The organism is Megamonas hypermegale, from assembly GCF_900187035.1.
In the GTDB taxonomy this organism is placed as follows: Bacteria; Bacillota; Negativicutes; order Selenomonadales; family Selenomonadaceae; genus Megamonas; species Megamonas hypermegale.
This window is the reverse complement of the sequence record NZ_LT906446.1, coordinates 763332-781428: the sequence shown is the minus strand read 5'-3', so window position 1 is coordinate 781428 and position 18097 is coordinate 763332. Positions and strand designations below refer to the sequence as shown.

The 18097-nt window shown below is 32.4% G+C and carries 15 protein-coding genes; 12 read left to right on the top strand and 3 right to left on the bottom strand.

Annotation, left to right across the window (positions count from 1 at the left end; genetic code table 11):
- Nucleotides 1–53 precede the first annotated feature (53 nt).
- Nucleotides 54–590, bottom strand: coding sequence for a DUF4145 domain-containing protein (locus CKV65_RS03680; RefSeq protein WP_027889609.1), 537 nt, complete (start codon nucleotides 588–590; stop codon nucleotides 54–56).
- A gap of 114 nt (nucleotides 591–704) precedes the next feature.
- Between CKV65_RS03680 and CKV65_RS03675 the strand changes: the two genes are divergently transcribed.
- The 7 genes from CKV65_RS03675 (at nucleotide 705) to CKV65_RS03645 (ending at nucleotide 9775) form a co-directional block, all read left to right on the top strand.
- A complete protein-coding gene (locus CKV65_RS03675) occupies nucleotides 705–1463 on the top strand; it encodes a sulfite exporter TauE/SafE family protein (RefSeq protein ID WP_027889610.1) in 759 nt (252 codons plus the stop codon).
- Between the two features lie 244 nt (nucleotides 1464–1707).
- Nucleotides 1708–2115: a MerR family transcriptional regulator gene (locus tag CKV65_RS03670; RefSeq protein ID WP_027889611.1), complete on the top strand. Its 408-nt coding sequence runs from the start codon at nucleotides 1708–1710 to the stop codon at nucleotides 2113–2115.
- Nucleotides 2116–2182: 67 nt separating this feature from the next.
- Nucleotides 2183–2788, top strand: a complete 606-nt coding sequence (locus tag CKV65_RS03665; RefSeq protein ID WP_027889612.1) for a DUF4337 domain-containing protein — start codon at nucleotides 2183–2185, stop codon at nucleotides 2786–2788.
- 107 nt (nucleotides 2789–2895) lie between these two features.
- Nucleotides 2896–5490 carry a 3'-5' exonuclease gene (locus CKV65_RS03660; RefSeq protein ID WP_036254420.1) on the top strand — a complete coding sequence of 865 codons (2595 nt, stop codon included), beginning with the start codon at nucleotides 2896–2898 and terminating at the stop codon, nucleotides 5488–5490.
- 163 nt (nucleotides 5491–5653) lie between these two features.
- Nucleotides 5654–8236: an FAD-dependent oxidoreductase gene (locus tag CKV65_RS03655; protein ID WP_027889614.1), complete on the top strand. Its 2583-nt coding sequence runs from the start codon at nucleotides 5654–5656 to the stop codon at nucleotides 8234–8236.
- Nucleotides 8237–8392: 156 nt separating this feature from the next.
- Nucleotides 8393–8629 (top strand): Ada metal-binding domain-containing protein, encoded by a 237-nt coding sequence (locus CKV65_RS03650; RefSeq protein WP_027889615.1) that lies wholly within the window; start codon nucleotides 8393–8395, stop codon nucleotides 8627–8629.
- Between the two features lie 144 nt (nucleotides 8630–8773).
- On the top strand, nucleotides 8774–9775 hold the full coding sequence (locus CKV65_RS03645) for a DUF3644 domain-containing protein (protein WP_027889616.1): 1002 nt from the start codon (nucleotides 8774–8776) through the stop codon (nucleotides 9773–9775).
- A 353-nt stretch (nucleotides 9776–10128) separates the two neighbouring features.
- Here CKV65_RS03645 and CKV65_RS03640 read toward each other — a convergent pair whose 3' ends face one another.
- Complete coding sequence (locus CKV65_RS03640; RefSeq protein WP_027889617.1) at nucleotides 10129–11073, bottom strand: AEC family transporter; 945 nt, start codon at nucleotides 11071–11073, stop codon at nucleotides 10129–10131.
- Between the two features lie 187 nt (nucleotides 11074–11260).
- On the opposite strand from CKV65_RS03640, the gene mqnE (CKV65_RS03635) reads away from it, so the two are divergent.
- From mqnE (CKV65_RS03635) to CKV65_RS03620, 4 genes are read left to right on the top strand one after another with little or no spacing between them, the layout of a single operon-like run.
- The gene (gene mqnE / locus CKV65_RS03635) at nucleotides 11261–12355 is read left to right on the top strand and encodes an aminofutalosine synthase MqnE (RefSeq protein WP_036254422.1); all 1095 of its coding nucleotides are present in this window, start codon (nucleotides 11261–11263) and stop codon (nucleotides 12353–12355) included.
- A 22-nt stretch (nucleotides 12356–12377) separates the two neighbouring features.
- On the top strand, nucleotides 12378–13460 hold the full coding sequence (gene mqnE, locus CKV65_RS03630) for an aminofutalosine synthase MqnE (protein WP_027889619.1): 1083 nt from the start codon (nucleotides 12378–12380) through the stop codon (nucleotides 13458–13460).
- Between the two features lie 18 nt (nucleotides 13461–13478).
- Nucleotides 13479–14510 carry a cyclic dehypoxanthinyl futalosine synthase gene (gene mqnC / locus CKV65_RS03625; RefSeq protein ID WP_027889620.1) on the top strand — a complete coding sequence of 344 codons (1032 nt, stop codon included), beginning with the start codon at nucleotides 13479–13481 and terminating at the stop codon, nucleotides 14508–14510.
- A 24-nt stretch (nucleotides 14511–14534) separates the two neighbouring features.
- Complete coding sequence (locus CKV65_RS03620) at nucleotides 14535–15362, top strand: phosphorylase family protein (RefSeq protein ID WP_027889621.1); 828 nt, start codon at nucleotides 14535–14537, stop codon at nucleotides 15360–15362.
- A 53-nt stretch (nucleotides 15363–15415) separates the two neighbouring features.
- Here the strand turns inward: CKV65_RS03620 and CKV65_RS03615 are convergent, their stop codons facing one another.
- The gene (locus CKV65_RS03615) at nucleotides 15416–16204 is read right to left on the bottom strand and encodes a class I SAM-dependent methyltransferase (RefSeq protein ID WP_027889622.1); all 789 of its coding nucleotides are present in this window, start codon (nucleotides 16202–16204) and stop codon (nucleotides 15416–15418) included.
- A 728-nt stretch (nucleotides 16205–16932) separates the two neighbouring features.
- On the opposite strand from CKV65_RS03615, the gene CKV65_RS03610 reads away from it, so the two are divergent.
- Nucleotides 16933–17940 carry a tyrosine-type recombinase/integrase gene (locus tag CKV65_RS03610; RefSeq protein ID WP_051177577.1) on the top strand — a complete coding sequence of 336 codons (1008 nt, stop codon included), beginning with the start codon at nucleotides 16933–16935 and terminating at the stop codon, nucleotides 17938–17940.
- The last annotated feature ends 157 nt before the right edge of the window (nucleotides 17941–18097 follow it).

Here is an 18097-nt window from a genome sequence, read left to right as displayed (position 1 = left end):
TAAATAAACAAATTAAGCCTAGTGAATTTTCACTAGGCTTTTTTTATAAAATCTTAAGCTTTATTTTTAGAACTAAAAATTACAGTTCCAATAACACCTGCTATAACTCCTCCGACTGCTACTCCTATAGTTTTTAAATTATCCGACAAAGTATCTATAATACTATTTTCTTCAAAACTTCTTTTTTTATAATGTTTTTTACAATAAGTTGCTTCCATCCATTGAATAAAATTAAATAAATATTTCATGCAAGTATTAGCTACATTTTTATCAATGTTAATTCCATTTTCATGTGTCGCTATATTTCCTTTTTTACGAATGTAATGAAGTTCATTAGTTAATTTTGTACTAATAATACATGAAAATTTTTTATTAGACATTAAATCATACAAATTATTTTGAGAAATATTTTCAGAAATAAGCTTTATATCAGTATGATATACCCATCTAATAGCCATCTCTAATGCTGTTCTGATTTCTTTTACACAAGATACAGGTGTATCTGTTCTCCAACGTTTTTCTGCTTCGATACAGATAGAAGCAAAATTTTTAAATTCGGGTATTTCTTCCAAATAATTAAAATTTGCCATGAATATTGTCTTTCCTTTCAAAATATGTAATTTATCATAAAATTTTCATAGAACTTTAAGTTATATTATATACAATTTTTGTACATTATAAAATATAGAAAAGGAGATGATTTTATGATATTTATTTCTATGCTATTTCTAGGTGCTTTAATTGGTTTTGTCGGTGCTGGTGGTGCAGGTGTCACGATTACTTTGTTAACTGTTGTATTTGATGTACCAATTCATACAGCATTAGGAGTAGCACTTGCTTCAATGGTATTTACTATGATTTCTGGTGTAATCAGTCATCTGCGTGAACATGAAGTTGTTGTAAAAACTGGACTTGTAATTGGCTTAGGCGGTATCGTCGGTGCTTTTTTAGGTGCGGAATTCTCTGATAAAATCCCAGAAGACATTCTTAGCATTTGCACTGCAACGATGATTATTTTATCTGCTATTATTTTATATGTTAAGGTTTATCAAGCTGATTTTATGGATAAACATATACATATTCGTCCTGAACAGTTAGCAGGTAAAAAGTTTTATATTTACGGCATTATAACGGGTATTATAAATGGATTCTTATCTGGTGCTTTTGGCATTGGTGCAGCCGCATTTATTCAAATTACATTGCTTGTGATTTTTGGCGTTCCACTTTTGAAGTCCATTGGAACGTGCATGCTAATCATTCTACCTATATCAGCATCAGGTGGACTCGGTTACCTTGTAAACGGAAATCTTGATTTTCCAATTTTTATTCAAACTTTATTAGGTTTAATGATTGGCGCATTTATCGGTTCGAAATGTACTCATCTTGCACCACGTCCATTTTTAAAATTCTGCATAGTGGCAATGCCTGCAATCGGTGGATTAATTTTATTGTTGTTTCATTAAAAATAGAAATTTAATATTGAAAATATATACGAAAAAACCAGCTTGTTAAAATTATAAGCTGGTTTTTTATAGGAATATTGTTGAATTTAAATCCGCCAAAAGTGTTTTAAAAATATAAAAGAAAGATACAGAATATAAATTGTTATAATAAATCAATAAAAATCTATGATTTGAATATATTGACTTGAAGCCGACTTCAAATGGTATTATGAAATCAAGCATGACAATCTAAGGAGTTGATATTATGACTATAAAAGAAGTAAGTGAAAAATACGATATCTCCGCTGATACAATCAGATATTATGAACGCATTGGTCTTTTACCGCCAATTCCGCGCAAATCAAATGGCATTCGCGATTTCGATGAAGTTTCTTGTAATTGGATTGAATTTGTAAAATGCATGCGAAGCGCTGGCGTGGAAATAGAGGCACTCATCGATTATATCAAATTATTCTATCAAGAAGGCACAGCCGAAGCGCGCAAAGAAATATTAAAAGAACAACGTGACCGCCTGCAAAAGAAAATAGATGTGATGAATTTAGTCATTGAACGTCTTAATAAAAAAGTAGACCGCTATGAAGAAATCATCATACCAGCTGAAAAGAAATTAAAAGAACAAACCATTAAAACAAATGATAATATTGATTGCTAAACGGATTAAAATCATGTATAATTATTACAATAATTTATAAACTTATATTAAAAGAAAGAGATGATTTATGGAACCCGATAGGAAACAGACAGATGACGATAATATTATAAAGGAGTATCACGAGGAAATTATCACTAAAGCTTGGTCTAAAAGATTAAAAACCATTGTAGCGATAACAACTCTGATTTTAGCTGTAGTTGGCACGCTCGCTTCATTTAAAGCTGCAAGCCTTGGCAATCAGGTGGTAATCAGTCAAAATGAGGCATTCAACTACTGGTCACATTATCAAGCAAAAACGATAAAAAAGACTACGCTAGAAGCTGAACTTTATAATATTGAAATTGAATTGGCAAAAACTGATTTGACAGATAATCCTAAATTACAAGAAGAGCTCTATGCCAAAAAAGAAGCTTACAAGCAGAAAATTGCTCAATATAAAGCAGAAGAATACACATTATCACAAATGGCAAAATCAGCTGAACAAAAACATCTCGCTACGAAAGAGATATCAGCAAATTTTGGTAATGCTTTAATCTTTTTACAAATAGGCATTTTATTATCTTCGCTCACGGCAATCAGCAAGATAAAATACTATTGGTATATAGGTGCTGTAACTGGATTTATCGGCTTTAGCATCTTTATCGGTTCATATTATAAATATTTGACATTATGATAAAAGGCAGGTACAAAAAGTACCTGCCTTTTATTTCTAATAAATATATAGTGTATAATAATATTAGCTTATCACGGAAAATCAATTTAAATATATAGGAGATTATCATGTTTAATAAAAAACAACTACAAGTCATAAATGAACTCGATAAAAATATTTTGTTATGCGCTGGAGCTGGCACCGGTAAGACAAATGTTTTATCATACCGCGTTGTCAATATATTACAAAAACAAAAAGCAAAACCAAGCGAAATTCTCTGTCTTACATTCACTAATAAAGCTTGTCGAGAACTGAAAAATCGCATCAGCTCTCAATTAGATTTTGAAACGGCAAAAGATATCACAATACGTACTATTCATGGCTTTGCTTATCAAATCATCACGATTTCAGCCAAAGCTAAGCATAAAACATTCCAGGAATTTGTCATTTTTGATGATGAAGACCAAAAAGCTTTAATCCGCCAAATTTTACAAAAATATCCTAAAGGAAAAGCCTTGGATATCCAATATATAGTAAATTGCATTGAACAGCTAAAACAAGAACGTGCCTTACAGCATCTACATAATGATATTCAAGCAGATTACACTTCATTATATCAGCGTCATTTGCAATTCAATAAAACATTCAATCAACAAAAAAGCGATAGTCTAACGAAGTTCTTCCAATTTGATGGCATAAATATAATTGTAGCTTATGAGCATGCTCTGCAACAGATGAACGGACTTGATTACAAAGACTTAATCGCTAATGCTTATCGATTATTGCAAGATGAAGCAACACGTGAAAAATGGCATGAAAAATACAAATACATCATGATTGATGAAATGCAAGACACAAGCATTTTTGAATACACCATGCTACATTATTTATTTGCCAATCGCAATATCATGCTTTGCGGTGATGAATTTCAGACGATTTACGAATGGCGTGGTTCTAATCCAGAACGCATTTTAAATGATTTTTGCAAAAACTATAAACCAATCATCATAAATTTCACGGAAAATTATCGTTCGACAAAATTATTATTAGAAATGGCTTACAATACATTACAAAATCTATTTCAAAAAGATGTGATAGAACATTCCTATGCTAAGAATATGATTTCAAAAAGCAGTGAAACAGGACATAAAATCCACTTTCAGCAATTTAAAAACACATATGAAGAAGCGCGCTGGATTTTCAATAATATAATACAATTACTGCCTCAAATAGAAAGTTTATCTGAAATAGCCATACTCGTCCGCCAAAACAAATACTTATACACCTTGGCAAATCATTTAACAGTATTAGCGAATAACTACAATCAAAAGTATCAAAAAAATATATTGGATTTCATTCAAATCGACAGTATAAAGTTCTTTAAACGACAAGAAATAAAAGATGTCATATCCATTTTAAAATATCTCATCAATGCTGATGATTATTTAAGCTTGCAACGCATATTGATTAACCTCATTCCGAATATCGGCATAGGAACAATCAGACAAATCAATTCAGAAGAATATTTAAATGCAGGGCTTCGCCTATCTGATTTTATTAACGCTAATTTCACCAATGAATATTACGAACCATTTGCCGATTTAATACAAGCTTATTTCACTAAAGACATCATCGTTTTCGATATAGAAGGTACGGGAACGGATATCTTCACAGATAATATAATTCAGTTATCTGCTGTACGCATTCATAAAGGTAAAAGAATAGATAGCTTTAACGAATACTTAAAATCAGAAAAAAGCGTAGGTGATTCAGAAAAAGTTCACCATATTTCAGACGATTATCTCGCTAAAAACGGTAAAAATCCTCAAAAAGTATTGATGAAATTCACCGAATTTATAAAAGATGCCATAATCACAGGTCATAATATACGCGGCTATGATATGGATATCTTAAACCAAAATTTGATACGCCGCGGACTGAGCCCAATAAATTTTGAACATATAAATTTTGATACGCTCGATTTAGCACGCCGTTTTTATCCTAATTTGCCTAATCATAAATTAGAACACCTAAGCAATTTATTTAATTTAGACACAAAATCAAATCACGATTCATTTGATGATGTACTAGCAACTTGGGATTTACTGCATAAAATGCTAGAAGAAAAAATCATTCCAACATCTAAAAAACGCCAAGAACTTTTGAGTAAACAAAAACAAAAATTCATAAAACCAGCTGAGCTTTTAATCAATTTACGTCAAAAAATAACGGCAGATATCTCTTTAAAAGATTTAATAGTACAGATTGTAAAAGATTTTGATTTAACGAGAATTTACCGAGCTGAAACGATAGATGGAAGAAACCGTATTGAAAACTTGCGTACACTATATAGAATTGCTAAAAAGGAATTATCCAATCAATCAGGCATAAACGGCATAAAGGAATTACTACAATACGCTACATTATCCAGCAGTGATTTAGATGCACTTACTGTTGAAAAACCTAAAATTCCAATCATAACGGTACATCAAGCAAAAGGATTGGAATTCAAATATGAATTTCTCGCTGGTATGAATGATGATATATTCCCATCATATTTCAGCACACAAAATGGTTATATCACAGAAGAAGAAAAGCGTTTATTTTATGTAGCTATAACTCGTGCTAAAAAGAGATTATATATATCGTGCTCAGGCAAAAAAAGTCGTTTACTCACTAATATTCCAGAACAATTTATTGATAATACTACAACAAAGTTTTAGTTAGACGAAAAGACCAATATATTAAATATTGGTCTTTTTTGCATAATATATATAAATTTTTTGAAAAATATATACAAAATAAACAAAACGATTTATAATTTATAAAGTGAATATTTTTTGTATTTTATAAATTTAATATATATTATATTTGGAGGATTATTTTATGAAAGTATTGATTATTGGTGGTGTTGCCGCAGGAACAAAAACAGCGGCTAAATTAAAACGTGCCGACCGCAGTGTTGATGTTACACTTATCGCTAAGGACAAGGATATCTCATATGCTAGCTGTGGATTACCTTATTATGTAGGTGGCATAATTGAAGATAAATCTGGTCTTATCGTGAACACTCCGCAGAAATATGCAGCTATGACAGGCGTAAATGTCGTAACTGGCATAGAAGCTTTTAAATTAGATAGTGAAAATAAAACCGTTTTAGCTAAAGATGTTGATACGGGTGAAGTAAGTTCATACACTTATGATAAACTTGTAATCGCTACAGGTGCTTCACCAGTTGTTCCGCCAATCACTGGTATAGATAAAGCTGGTGTATTTAAATTACGCTTACCTGACGATGCAGTAAATATGCGCGATTATTTGAAAAATAGCAATGTAAAAAAAGCTGTCGTTGTAGGTGGTGGCTTCATCGGTTTAGAAGCAGCTGAAAACTTGCAAGTACAAGGCGTTGAAGTAACTGTCATTGACTTTGCTTCACAAATCATGCCAAATGTAATCGACCCTGAAATCGCCGCTTTCGTACAGAAACATCTGCAAAAACAAGGTATTCGTATAATGACTGGTGTTGCAGGTCAAGAAATTCTCGGCGATAGTGCTGTACAGGGAATTAAAACAACGGCTGGCGAATTATCCGCTGATTTAATCGTATTATCTGTAGGCGTGCGCCCAAATACTGCATTTTTACAAGATACTGGTATTGAAATGTTTAAAGGCACTATACTTGTAAATGATAAATTACAGACAAGCTTAAACGATGTATATTCTGTAGGCGATTGCGCTATGGTAACAAATCGCTTAACGCATGCACGCCAATGGTCACCTATGGGTTCTAGTGCTAACCTTGAAGGTCGTTTGCTCGGTCAAATTTTAACTAATATAGATAAAGAATATCCTGGTGTACTCGGTACCGGTATCGTAAAATTGCCGAATATCAACTGCGCTCGCACTGGTCTTGGTGAAAAACAAGCGCGCGATGCAGGTTATGATGTAGAAACTCTAATGGCAGTTGTCGAAGATAAACCAAATTATTATCCTGATGCTGATGCTTTTATCACAAAACTAATTGCAGATAAGAAAACACATAAAATTCTCGGACTTCAAGTAATCGGTCAAGGTGCGGTCGACAAAATGGCAGATATTGCCGTTACTGCTATTTCACTCGGTGCAACATTAGAACAATGTGAATGTATGGATTTTTGCTATGCACCGCCATTTTCTACAGCAATTCACCCATTTGTACAAACAGTGCATATCATGCTCAATAAATTAAACGGTTATTTAACCAGCATTACGCCAGCTGAATACTTAGCAGGCAAAGCTGACGGTTATCGCGTAATTGATGCCAGCTTAAAACCTAGCATTCGCGGTGCTCTTTATGTTGACCTTGCTAAAGTAAACGGCCCAATCGAAGGCTTAAATAAAGATGATAAATTATTACTCGTTTGCGCTAAAGGTAAACGCGCATACTTTTTACAAAATCGCTTGAAACATTTTGGCTACACTAATACATTAGCATTAGAAGCTGGGCTTACTTTCAGTGATGTAAAAGTAAAGACAACAGCTAAATTGACACCTGAAGAAATAAAAGCTGTAAAAGCATTAGGATTTTTACAAGATAAAACAACTGGTGATAAATTCAATGGTCGTGTAATCACAAGAAACGGTAAAATCACCGCCAATGAAAGCAAAGTAATCGCTGAAGCAGCAGAAAAATTCGGCAGTGGCGAAATCACTATGACAACTCGTTTAACAGTAGAAATTCAAGGTGTTCCATATGAAAATATCGAACCACTTCGCGAATACTTAATGCAAAATGCAGGACTTGAAACAGGTGGAACAGGTTCTAAAGTTCGCCCAGTCGTTTCCTGTAAAGGTACAACTTGCCAATACGGTTTAATCGATACTTTTGCATTATCTGAAGAAATCCATCGCCGTTTCTATAAAGGTTATCGCGATGTAAAATTACCGCATAAATTTAAAATTGCAGTTGGCGGTTGCCCAAATAACTGTGTAAAACCAAACTTAAATGATATCGGTATCATCGGTCAGCGTATTCCGCAGATTGATTATGCAAAATGTCGCGGTTGTAAAGTATGTATGGCTGTAAATTCTTGTCCAATTAAAACTTTGCAATTAGTAGATGGCAAAATAAATATTGATGATAAACATTGCAATCATTGTGGACTTTGCGTAAATAAATGCCCATTCCATTGCTTTGATAACGCTTCTGATGGATATCGCATCTATATTGGCGGTCGTTGGGGCAAACGCGTTAAAGAAGGTAGAGCACTCAGCAAAATTTTCACATCTAAAGAAGAAGTATTGAGCGTAGTAGAAAAAGCTATCTTGTTATTCCGTGAACAAGGTATAACAGGCGAACGCTTCTCTGATACAATTGATAGAATTGGCTTTGAAAATGTTGAAGCACAACTTTTAGCTAATGATTTACTTGCTCGTAAACAAGAAAACCTTGCAGCACAAAAACATCTCGTTGGTGGAGCTACTTGCTAATAATACTAAAAACCCCATGAAAATATAAATTCATGGGGTTTTCTATTTATAGATACCAAAATAATTATATCAATTAAAAATTAACTTCCGAATTGGACAAATTAACTATAGTTATGTATAATCGCTAAGAGATATAATTTTAAAGAGGTGTTTATAATGTTTAAATCCACGAAAAAACAAATTGCAATCATCTTATTAGCTTTAATCACTTTATTAGTTACAATGTCCACTGTTTTAGCTAATACATATATCGGTTCAGCTAAATCCGATAAATTTCATTATCCTAGCTGTAGATATGTAAGACAGATTTACGATGAAAACAAAATTTACTTTGGTAGTAGAGAAGAAGCATTGAATAGTGGCTATATTCCTTGCAAAGTATGCCGTCCATAAATCAAAACCACCACTTAAATTGGTGGTTCTATTTTATTAGTACTGAATAGGATAAATAAATTGTTTGCGTAATAAATTATAATATATGTTATAATATAAAAAATATTTTATTTAAAACAAATATTAATAATAGGAATGATTATTTTGAATTCAATAATAGATAAATTAATTACAAAAAGTCAAGAAGCTTTTATATTAGCAATAGAACTGTATAATAAACCTACAATAAAATATCGTGTCGAAGGTTTTAGCTTTTTTATTTGTAATGCCTGGGAATTAATGTTAAAAGCCAATTTGATAAATAAATTTGGTAATAATAGTATATATTATAAAGATAATCCTAATCGTACAATAACTTTAGAAAACTGCATTTCTAAAATTTTTACTAATAATAAAGACCCATTACGCATAAATCTTGAAAAAATAATCGAATTAAGAAATATTAGTACACATTTTATAACTGAAGAATATGAGCAAATTTATATACCTTTATTTCAAGCTTGTGTAATAAATTATACTAATAAACTCTTAGAATTTTTCAATATAGACATTACTGAACAACTAAATTCTAACTTTTTAACTTTAGCAGTTAAATTATCTGATATAAAAGAATCCGATATACAGGCAAGATACCCTAAAGAAATTGCTAATAGATTATTAAAATCTTTTGCAGATATAAATGAAAATATTCCTAAAATAAATAATTCTAATTTTGCTATCACTATACGACATGATTTTGTTTTAACAAAAGATAAAAAACACGCAACAACTACTTTTTCTATTGCAAAAACTGCAGAACAAGTTGCATATATATTAAAAGACTCTAAAGACATGCAATTATCGTGTCCTTATAATACAAAACGCTGTATTGAAATTATCAATAGTTGGATAAAAAAAGATAATTTAAACTTTATAAATCCTAACTGTAAAAACGAAGAAAAAAAGCATACTTTTAATTCTTTTCATTTCAGTTTATTTGTAAAATTCTATAACCTAAAAGAAAATAATAAATATTGTTATAAATATACTAGAAATAAGCAACCCAACTATACATATAGTAATCAAGCTCTAGATTTAATTTATACTGAAATAAAAAAAGACCCTGAAAACATTATTCAGAGTCTAAAAAAATCATTAAAAAAATAAGTCAACCCCAGGGGCAAAGGAAATTCTAAGCAAATGCCTACTCCTATTCAGGAACCCAGCCTTATCCATCACAAGTTGACTTTATATTTTCATTATATCAAATAACTACTATAAGTCAATGTTTCTTTTTATAAAAACTATTATTTAATATTAACCTAAACTGATGTCTTAAATCTAAAAAATATAATAAACACTTATGTAAAACCCCATGAAGGTGCTAGCTTCATGGGGTTTTGGTGTCCATATGACAATTTATCATGTTTTGCCTATATTTAGTATAGCATATTGTATAGATTTTGCAATAATAATTAATCATGGCAATAAAATGGCAAGAAATGCCTTTTTTATCTATTTCATACTAAATCCATACACTTTAATATATAAAGCCAGAAAGTCAATGAAAACGCGCTTCCGAGAGTTGTTACCATGACTGCTCCAGCGGTGAGTGTGCCATCGTGTCCCATGTTACGCGCCATTATATAGCAGCTTACTGTAGTTGCAGAGCCCAGCATTATCAATGCTGCTACGAGTTTGCTTTGTGTAAATCCCATGTATATAGCAATCGGCATGAATATGGCTACAAAACCGATTAATTTCATAACGCTACAAGTTATAATCGGTTTTATATTTTGGCTAAAGCTTTGGAATTTAAATGCTGCGCCCATAGCCATGAGTCCGAGCGGTGTTGCAAGTACACCTAAAAAAGAAACTGTTTTATCTAAGATTACAGGTGTTGGAATTTTTAATAAAGACCAAACAGCACCGACAACAATACCTAAAATAATTGGATTTGTTATAATGCCTTTTATAGTTTTTTTCATCAATGCAGGTGTGAGTGAACTTTGTCCAGGCTTTAAGAGCGCTAAAACGATGACCGCCATAATATTATATAACGGCACTGTGCCGATAATCATAAGCGATGCCATGCCGTAATCGCCATAAATATTCTGTACGAAAGCCATGCCGATGATGGCGGCACTACTGCGATAAGCTGCTTGCACAAATTCGCCTTGTGAAACGCTATGACGAAATGGAATAGAAATGATGAACGCTAAAGTGATACTTAAAAAAGTGGCGATAAAACAAAATAATACATATGAAGTATCCCATACAGTTGTAAAATCTGCTGTACTGATATCTTCAAATAAAAGTGCTGGTAGTGCTACTACAAAGACAAATTTATTCATCTTTGTGATAAAGGCTTCATCAAATAATCCGATTTTGCGGAAAATCATACCGAGAACCATCATTAAAAATACTGGTATAGTAGCATTTAAACTAAAAATTAAATTATCCATAATAATCCCTTCTTTAATTGAGATAATACAAATTTTATCACAATAAACAAAATTAATAAACATGGTTATAAATGAATATTATTTTATATATAAATAAGTTTATATATTATTTATAGTATACAGTTGTTTTATTTCATAAAAGAGAGTAAAATCTTATTAGTTTTATTTTAAATTAAGAGGTGTTTTCGTGGTAACTAATTTAAATACATTAGATTTAATTGAAGCAAAAGTTTTAAAGGGTGAACGCCTTTCTAAAGAGGACGGACTCAATTTATTTGCCTCTAATGATTTAGCACGTATCGGTTATCTTGCTGATTTAGTACGCAAACGCATTAGCGGAGATTACGTTTATTATAATGTGAATTGTCATTTAAATTTGACTAATATGTGTACTGCATTATGTGATTTTTGCGCTTTTGGCTGTGAAGAAACGGATAAACGCGCTTATGCCATGACAATGGACGACATTCGTGCAAAGGTTAAAAGAGCATGCCTTGACCCTAATATGAAAAATCTGCATATCGTGAGCGGTCTTCATCCTCATTGGCCGTTTTCTTATTATGTAGATGTAATAAAAATGTTAAAAAAAGAATTTCCACAACTTCATTTAAAAGGGTTTACAGGTGTAGAAATCACGCATTTTGCCAAAATCAGCGGTAAATCCATTCGCGAAGTATTACAAGAATTAAAAGACGCAGGGATTGAAGCAATGCCAGGCGGTGGAGCAGAAATTTTAAATGACCGCATCAGAAATAAGCTCTGCCCTAATAAAGCTACAGCAAGTGAATGGTTAGAAGTTTCACGCGTAGCACATAGCCTTGGCATTAAAACAAATGCTTCCATGCTTTATGGTCATATCGAAACGATAGAAGAACGCGTTGACCATTTAATCACGTTGCGCAATCTTCAAGATGAAACAGGCGGAATTCAGACTTTTATTTGTTTCCCATTCCATCCTGCTAATACAAAACTCGGTCAAAGTGTACAGCGCACAAGCGTTTGGGACGATTTAAAAACAATGGCTATTTGTCGTTTAATGCTCGATAATATCCATAATATTAAAGCTTATTGGGTAATGCTCACTTTGCCAATTGCACAATTAGCATTAGGTTTTGGTGCAAACGATATTGATGGTACTATCAGCGAAGAAAAAATCATGCACGATGCGGGAGCAAATTCGCCAAAAGCTTTGACACGTGATAATTTAATTACACTAATCAAGCAAACAGGCAGAATACCTGCTGAATGTGATTGCAATTTTAATATAATTAGAACGTTTTAATTTAACAGTAAAGGATTTTTTTATGTCAATACAAACAACAGCTATACAAAAAGCTAAAAATGGTGAACGTCTTTCTTTTACTGAAGCACTTTATCTTTATGAAAATGTCGATTTAATTGATTTGGCAATTTGGGCAAGACAGGCAAAAATCCGCCAAAGCGGACAAAAAGTCTATTACAATATAAACCGCCATATCAATTTATCTAATATATGCACTGCCTCATGTCCACTATGTGCTTTTTCCTGTGAAGAAGGCGATAAACGCGGTTTCATGCTCACAAAAGAAGATGTCATCGCTAAAATAAAAAATACGATTGCTACAGTGCCAAATCTCACAGAAATTCATATCGTAAGTTCACTTCATCCGCACAATGATTTCAATTATTACATTGAAATATTAAAGACGATAAAAGAATTATTGCCAAATGTGCATATTCAGGCATTTACACCAGTGGAAATAGTTCATTTTGCTAATATCAGTGGTAAAACGATTGATGAAGTATTATCTATTTTAAAAGAGGCAGGACTTGATTCATTGCCTGGCGGTGGTGCTGAAATATTAGATGACGAAGTGCGCAAGATAATTTGCCCGAATAAAGCTACAAGCGAGCAGTGGATTTACACCATTAAAACAGCGCATAAAATGGGCATGAAAACGAATGCTTCAGAACTTTATGGCCATGTTGAAACGATAGAACAACGTTTAAAACATCTATTCACTTTGCGCGATATTCAAGATGAAACGGGCGGTTTTCAAGCGTTTATATCGTTCCCATTCCATCCAGCAAATACAGCTTTTCCAGATATAAAGCCAATCACTTCATATGAAAGTTTAAAATTCATCGCGATATCTCGTCTTGTTTTAGACAATATTCCGCATATAAAAGCTTTCTGGATGATGCTTACACTGCCTATAGCTCAATTTGCTTTAGCTTGCGGTGCTGATGATTTAGATGGCACTGTTGAAGAAGAAAAAATAATTCATGCTGCTGGAGCGCATACTGGTCAAAAAATGACGACAACTCAACTTGAACAGATAATTCGCACGGCTGGTTATATTCCTGTTCAGCGTGATTCACTTTATAATGAAATAAAAAATGATTAATATTAATGAGGTTTTATCATGACAAGACTTTCTGATGAAGAAGCCATAGAGCTTTTAAAACACGGTGATATTTTAGAACTTGGCAAACAAGCTAATGAAGTTCGTCAAAAATTTCACCCTGGCAATACAGTCACTTTTATCGTTGACCGCAATATAAATTACACAAATGTATGTATCAATGAATGCCGTTTCTGTGCTTTTTTCCGTCCTGAACATCATAAAGACGCTTATCTTTTGCCGATGGAAACAATTTTACAAAAAGTAAAAGAAACACAAGAAGCTGGCGGTACTCAAATCATGCTTCAAGGTGGATTACACCCATCTTTGCCATTTGATTACTATATAAATATGATTAGCACAATCAAAAACGCTTATCCAGATATAGTCATTCACTCTTTTTCACCAGCTGAAATACTTCACTTCGCTAAGATTTCTGGCAAATCCATAAAATATGTATTAAGTGAATTGCACAGCGCAGGACTCGCTTCACTTCCTGGTGGCGGTGCTGAAATTCTCGTTGACCGCGTGCGCAAAATGGTAAGCCCGAAAAAAATCATGACTGATGATTGGTTAAATGTAATGAAGACGGCTCACAGCATCGGCATGGAAAGCACTGCAACAATGGTACTCGGTCTTGGCGAAACCATCGAAGAACGCATCGAACACATGCGCCGTATCCGCGAATTGCAAGATGAAACAAGCGGATTTAGAGCATTTATAATGTGGACATTCCAGCCAGGCAATACAAAACTTGGCGGTAATAAATTCTCTTCTTGGGAATACTTAAAAACCTTGGCTGTAGCTCGCTTGTATTTTGATAATATCAGCCATATTCAAGGCTCTTGGGTTACACAGGGACAACAAATCGGACAGATTACACTGGCTTTCGGTGCTGATGATTTAGGCAGTATCATGTTAGAAGAAAATGTCGTTCGCGCTGCTGGTACAGCTTATCAAATGTCTATTGAAAAAATGGTACGCACAATTCAAACAGCAGATAAACAAGCCGCACAACGCGATACTGAATACAATATAATTCGTCGTTTTTAAATAATAAAATAAGGAGTTTTTCATATGAATATACCAAAAGCAGACTTTGCCATCATCGGTGGCTCTGGTACACTTTCTAGCAATTTTCCACTTGGAGCAAAATGTGATGATGTAAAAATAATCGAAGATAATATGATTTTTGACACACCATACGGCAAAACTACAGCACTTCGTTTATTCGAAGTTGCTGGAACACGCGTTTTAACTTGCAAAATGCACGGTTGGCGCACTGGTGTAAGCCGCGCTGATGCTTCCCGCCAATTATTCTGGACATTCCGCGAAGCTGGAGTAAAACGCATTTTCTCCGAAGGTGGCGTAGGTACAGTCAATAAATTGCTCGACACAAGAGATTTTCTCATTCCTGATGATTATCTCGATTTATCCGTACGCAAAGATGTAGGCTTAGAAGGAAAATATCTGCTCGTTATGCGCGATGCATTATGTCCACAAATGCGCGCTGAACTCATAAAAAATACACGCAAACATTTTTCTGGTCGTATTTTCACACGTGGCACTTATGCAAACACAGACGGCCGCCATTTTGAAAGTCCTGCTGAAATTGCCATGATGAATGGTCATGCCGATATCGTTGGTCAATCCATTTGCCCAGAAGTTTACCTTGCCCGTGAAATCGGTGCTTGCTACGCAGGTCTTTATTATGTAGTAAACTACGGCGAAGGTATCCGCAAATCATGGTCTCATGATGAATTAGAAGATATTTTCTACGATGATGCTCCAATGATTAGCAGAATTTTACTCGATACAATACGCTCTCTTGCCACTAAAGATAGAGAATGTGAATGTCTTTCCTTGCGCAAAGAAACTTTATTAAAAGGCATTTACGATGATTAATTTCATTTGATATAAGAAATACCCTTGAACGATACGTATTCAAGGGTGTTTTTTTATAAATCTTTATTTAATTCTATAACACCATAATGAATTGGTGCGTACTTCCCACCGCAAATTTTCTCAAATCCCAAACGGGCAAATTCTAAACTACGACTGTTTTCTTTAAAAACAACGCGATATTTAGCAACGCGTTTTGCTTCATTAATAGCTTCAAGCGAAACAGGGTCATTATCTGCTAATTGGCGAAGTGGGCTGAGATTTTTGCTATCTAATAATGCATGGCGGAACATCGGGTCAAAATAAACGATATCAAAACTATTATCTGGTTGTGCTTTTAAATACGATAAATAATCCTGATTGATAACCTCAATATTGTCCATTGCCGATTTTAAATCGTAATTTGTTGGCAAATACGTCTTTAAGCCTTCTTTCACTACTAAACTAATCAATGGATTTATTTCAAGCCCAACGACTTTACCCTTTTCTCCTACACCATAACTGCTTACAATAGCATCAGCTGCAAAGCCAAGTGTACAATCTAAAATGCGCATGCCTTTTTCTACCTGCATGGCATCTAACATATTATCATTGCCACCGTAGCGAAGTCGCTTCACCCTTACTTGTGCCATATTAGGATGAAAAAACATCTCACCTTCAGGCAAATCCAATATAAGGCTATCCTGCTTTACTATTAACACAATATCAGTATTATATCTTTCTTTTAACTTAGATATACCGGCTTTATCTCGTGGAACATACTTTATCTTTAAAAAATCCGCTATTTTCTGCGCGCGTTTTATCAAATCATCATTAACTTTACGAATTGTCGTTACAATTGCCAAGAATAAAATCCTCCTAATAAATAATATCTTTATTATAGAAGATATTTTTTCATCTGAAAAGCTTCATCACCATAAAATTTCCCTTTCTGTTTCTTTATAAGTAATTTCCTATTAATTAATAAATATAAATAGATTATTTTTATATTGAATTATAGATATATTTTATCAATAAACTTATTTTCTTTTATGATAATTTAATATAAATAAAGTATTATTAGTTTAATTTATATATTATTTATAGATAATAATATATTTATAAATAATAATTTTAGATATTTAAAAATTCAGTATAATATTTTAACCTAAAAAGCAATTTTCAAGTCAAAATTTTTATGGTAATATATTTAATGTAATTCAACTACCTATTTCATAAAAAATAGGAAGTAAAATTTTAATAAAATCATCAAAAATAATCAATTTTATTTTAGAGCTTCTAGTAGCTTAATACAGCGATTTTTTATTTCTTTGCGATAAATCATAAGCGGTAATAAAAAATAATTGCTTAAAATTGCTCTTATTATTAAGTTTATTTACAATTAAATATATGATATTATAGTATAACTTATATAAATTAATAATAATTATCTATTTTACAATAAATATTTAAATATATTATTTATTAATTCATATTATATATTTTTATTTATATGCTTATTAAAAATATTTTATAATAGGTATTTATGTATTAAGAAAAAGATGATTAAAAAACTAAATTAAGGTGATATATTATGGAAAATTTTCAAATGACAGAAGGTAAATTTTTAGCAACAGGAAATTACCTTAAACAAGAAGAAATCAATGAAAATACACTGCTGTTAAATTACAAAACATTATTGGCTAGATACTTGTCACAAGGTGAACCTTCAGAAGATACTCTGCGCAATTATTATTCGGCAATAGACCAATATATAACGTGGTGTTTAGAAAACAAATGCCATCCACTGGAAATTACAGAATATCAATTTATGTATTATAGAGATTATTTATTAAAAGCAAAAATGAAAAAAGGTAGCATAAAATCAAAATTAAATGCTATCAAACAATTTTATAATATTGCAGTGAAATTAAATTTGATAAAAACTAGTCCAGCCAAAGATGTAGGCGTAAAAGCGTATGAACCAAACGAAATTTCTCCATTAAAATTTTTGACAATTGAGCAGCTAAATCATTTGCTAAATATCATTCCTAAATATGATGGAAAACATGTGGACTACCTACGCGATAGAGCTATAATCATGCTAATGGCACTTGAAGGCTTGCGCACAGTGGAAGTTTATCGAATGTCTGTAAGCGATATAAATTGGGATATGAAGACAATTTATATTCATGGTAAAGGGCATAATGATTTTATTTATCCTCGACAAGATGTATTTAATATTTTAAAAGAATATCTCGATATTCGTCCTTTTGATATCTCTAAAATAGATAAATTGGGTGAACCTGTTTTTACAGCTGTTTCAAATTACAGCAAAGGCAAGCGAATGGATAGACGTGGTATTCGCTACAATATAGATAAATGGCTAGATAAAGCAGGCTATAAAAAAGCAGGTATCAGCTGCCATATGCTGCGCCATACTTGTGGAACTTTGATATATTCAAAAACAAAAGATTTACAGATAGTAAAAGAAGTTTTAAGGCACAGTGATATCAATATAACCAGCAAATATGCACATGTTTACAATAATATGGATAAACGTTACACGTCTATAATTAATTTAGATAATGAAAAAGATTGATTTTATGAAATAATAATTTTCTATGTATAATAATTTAGTTATATATAACTAAATTGGTAACAAACGGTAACAAAAAGAAAATAGTTCTCTATAAAGTCTTATAAATAAAGGTTTTTTCCCGTAAAATAAAATAAGTCGACACACTTTTGACCATAAA

Coding starts and splice junctions, on each gene's coding strand:
- CKV65_RS03680 (WP_027889609.1), bottom strand. CDS start 590: ATGGCAAATTTTAATTATTTGGAAGAAATACCCGAATTTAAAAATTTT.
- CKV65_RS03675 (WP_027889610.1), top strand. CDS start 705: ATGATATTTATTTCTATGCTATTTCTAGGTGCTTTAATTGGTTTTGTC.
- CKV65_RS03670 (WP_027889611.1), top strand. CDS start 1,708: ATGACTATAAAAGAAGTAAGTGAAAAATACGATATCTCCGCTGATACA.
- CKV65_RS03665 (WP_027889612.1), top strand. CDS start 2,183: ATGGAACCCGATAGGAAACAGACAGATGACGATAATATTATAAAGGAG.
- CKV65_RS03660 (WP_036254420.1), top strand. CDS start 2,896: ATGTTTAATAAAAAACAACTACAAGTCATAAATGAACTCGATAAAAAT.
- CKV65_RS03655 (WP_027889614.1), top strand. CDS start 5,654: ATGAAAGTATTGATTATTGGTGGTGTTGCCGCAGGAACAAAAACAGCG.
- CKV65_RS03650 (WP_027889615.1), top strand. CDS start 8,393: ATGTTTAAATCCACGAAAAAACAAATTGCAATCATCTTATTAGCTTTA.
- CKV65_RS03640 (WP_027889617.1), bottom strand. CDS start 11,073: ATGGATAATTTAATTTTTAGTTTAAATGCTACTATACCAGTATTTTTA.
- mqnE (WP_027889619.1), top strand. CDS start 12,378: ATGTCAATACAAACAACAGCTATACAAAAAGCTAAAAATGGTGAACGT.
- mqnC (WP_027889620.1), top strand. CDS start 13,479: ATGACAAGACTTTCTGATGAAGAAGCCATAGAGCTTTTAAAACACGGT.
- CKV65_RS03620 (WP_027889621.1), top strand. CDS start 14,535: ATGAATATACCAAAAGCAGACTTTGCCATCATCGGTGGCTCTGGTACA.
- CKV65_RS03610 (WP_051177577.1), top strand. CDS start 16,933: ATGGAAAATTTTCAAATGACAGAAGGTAAATTTTTAGCAACAGGAAAT.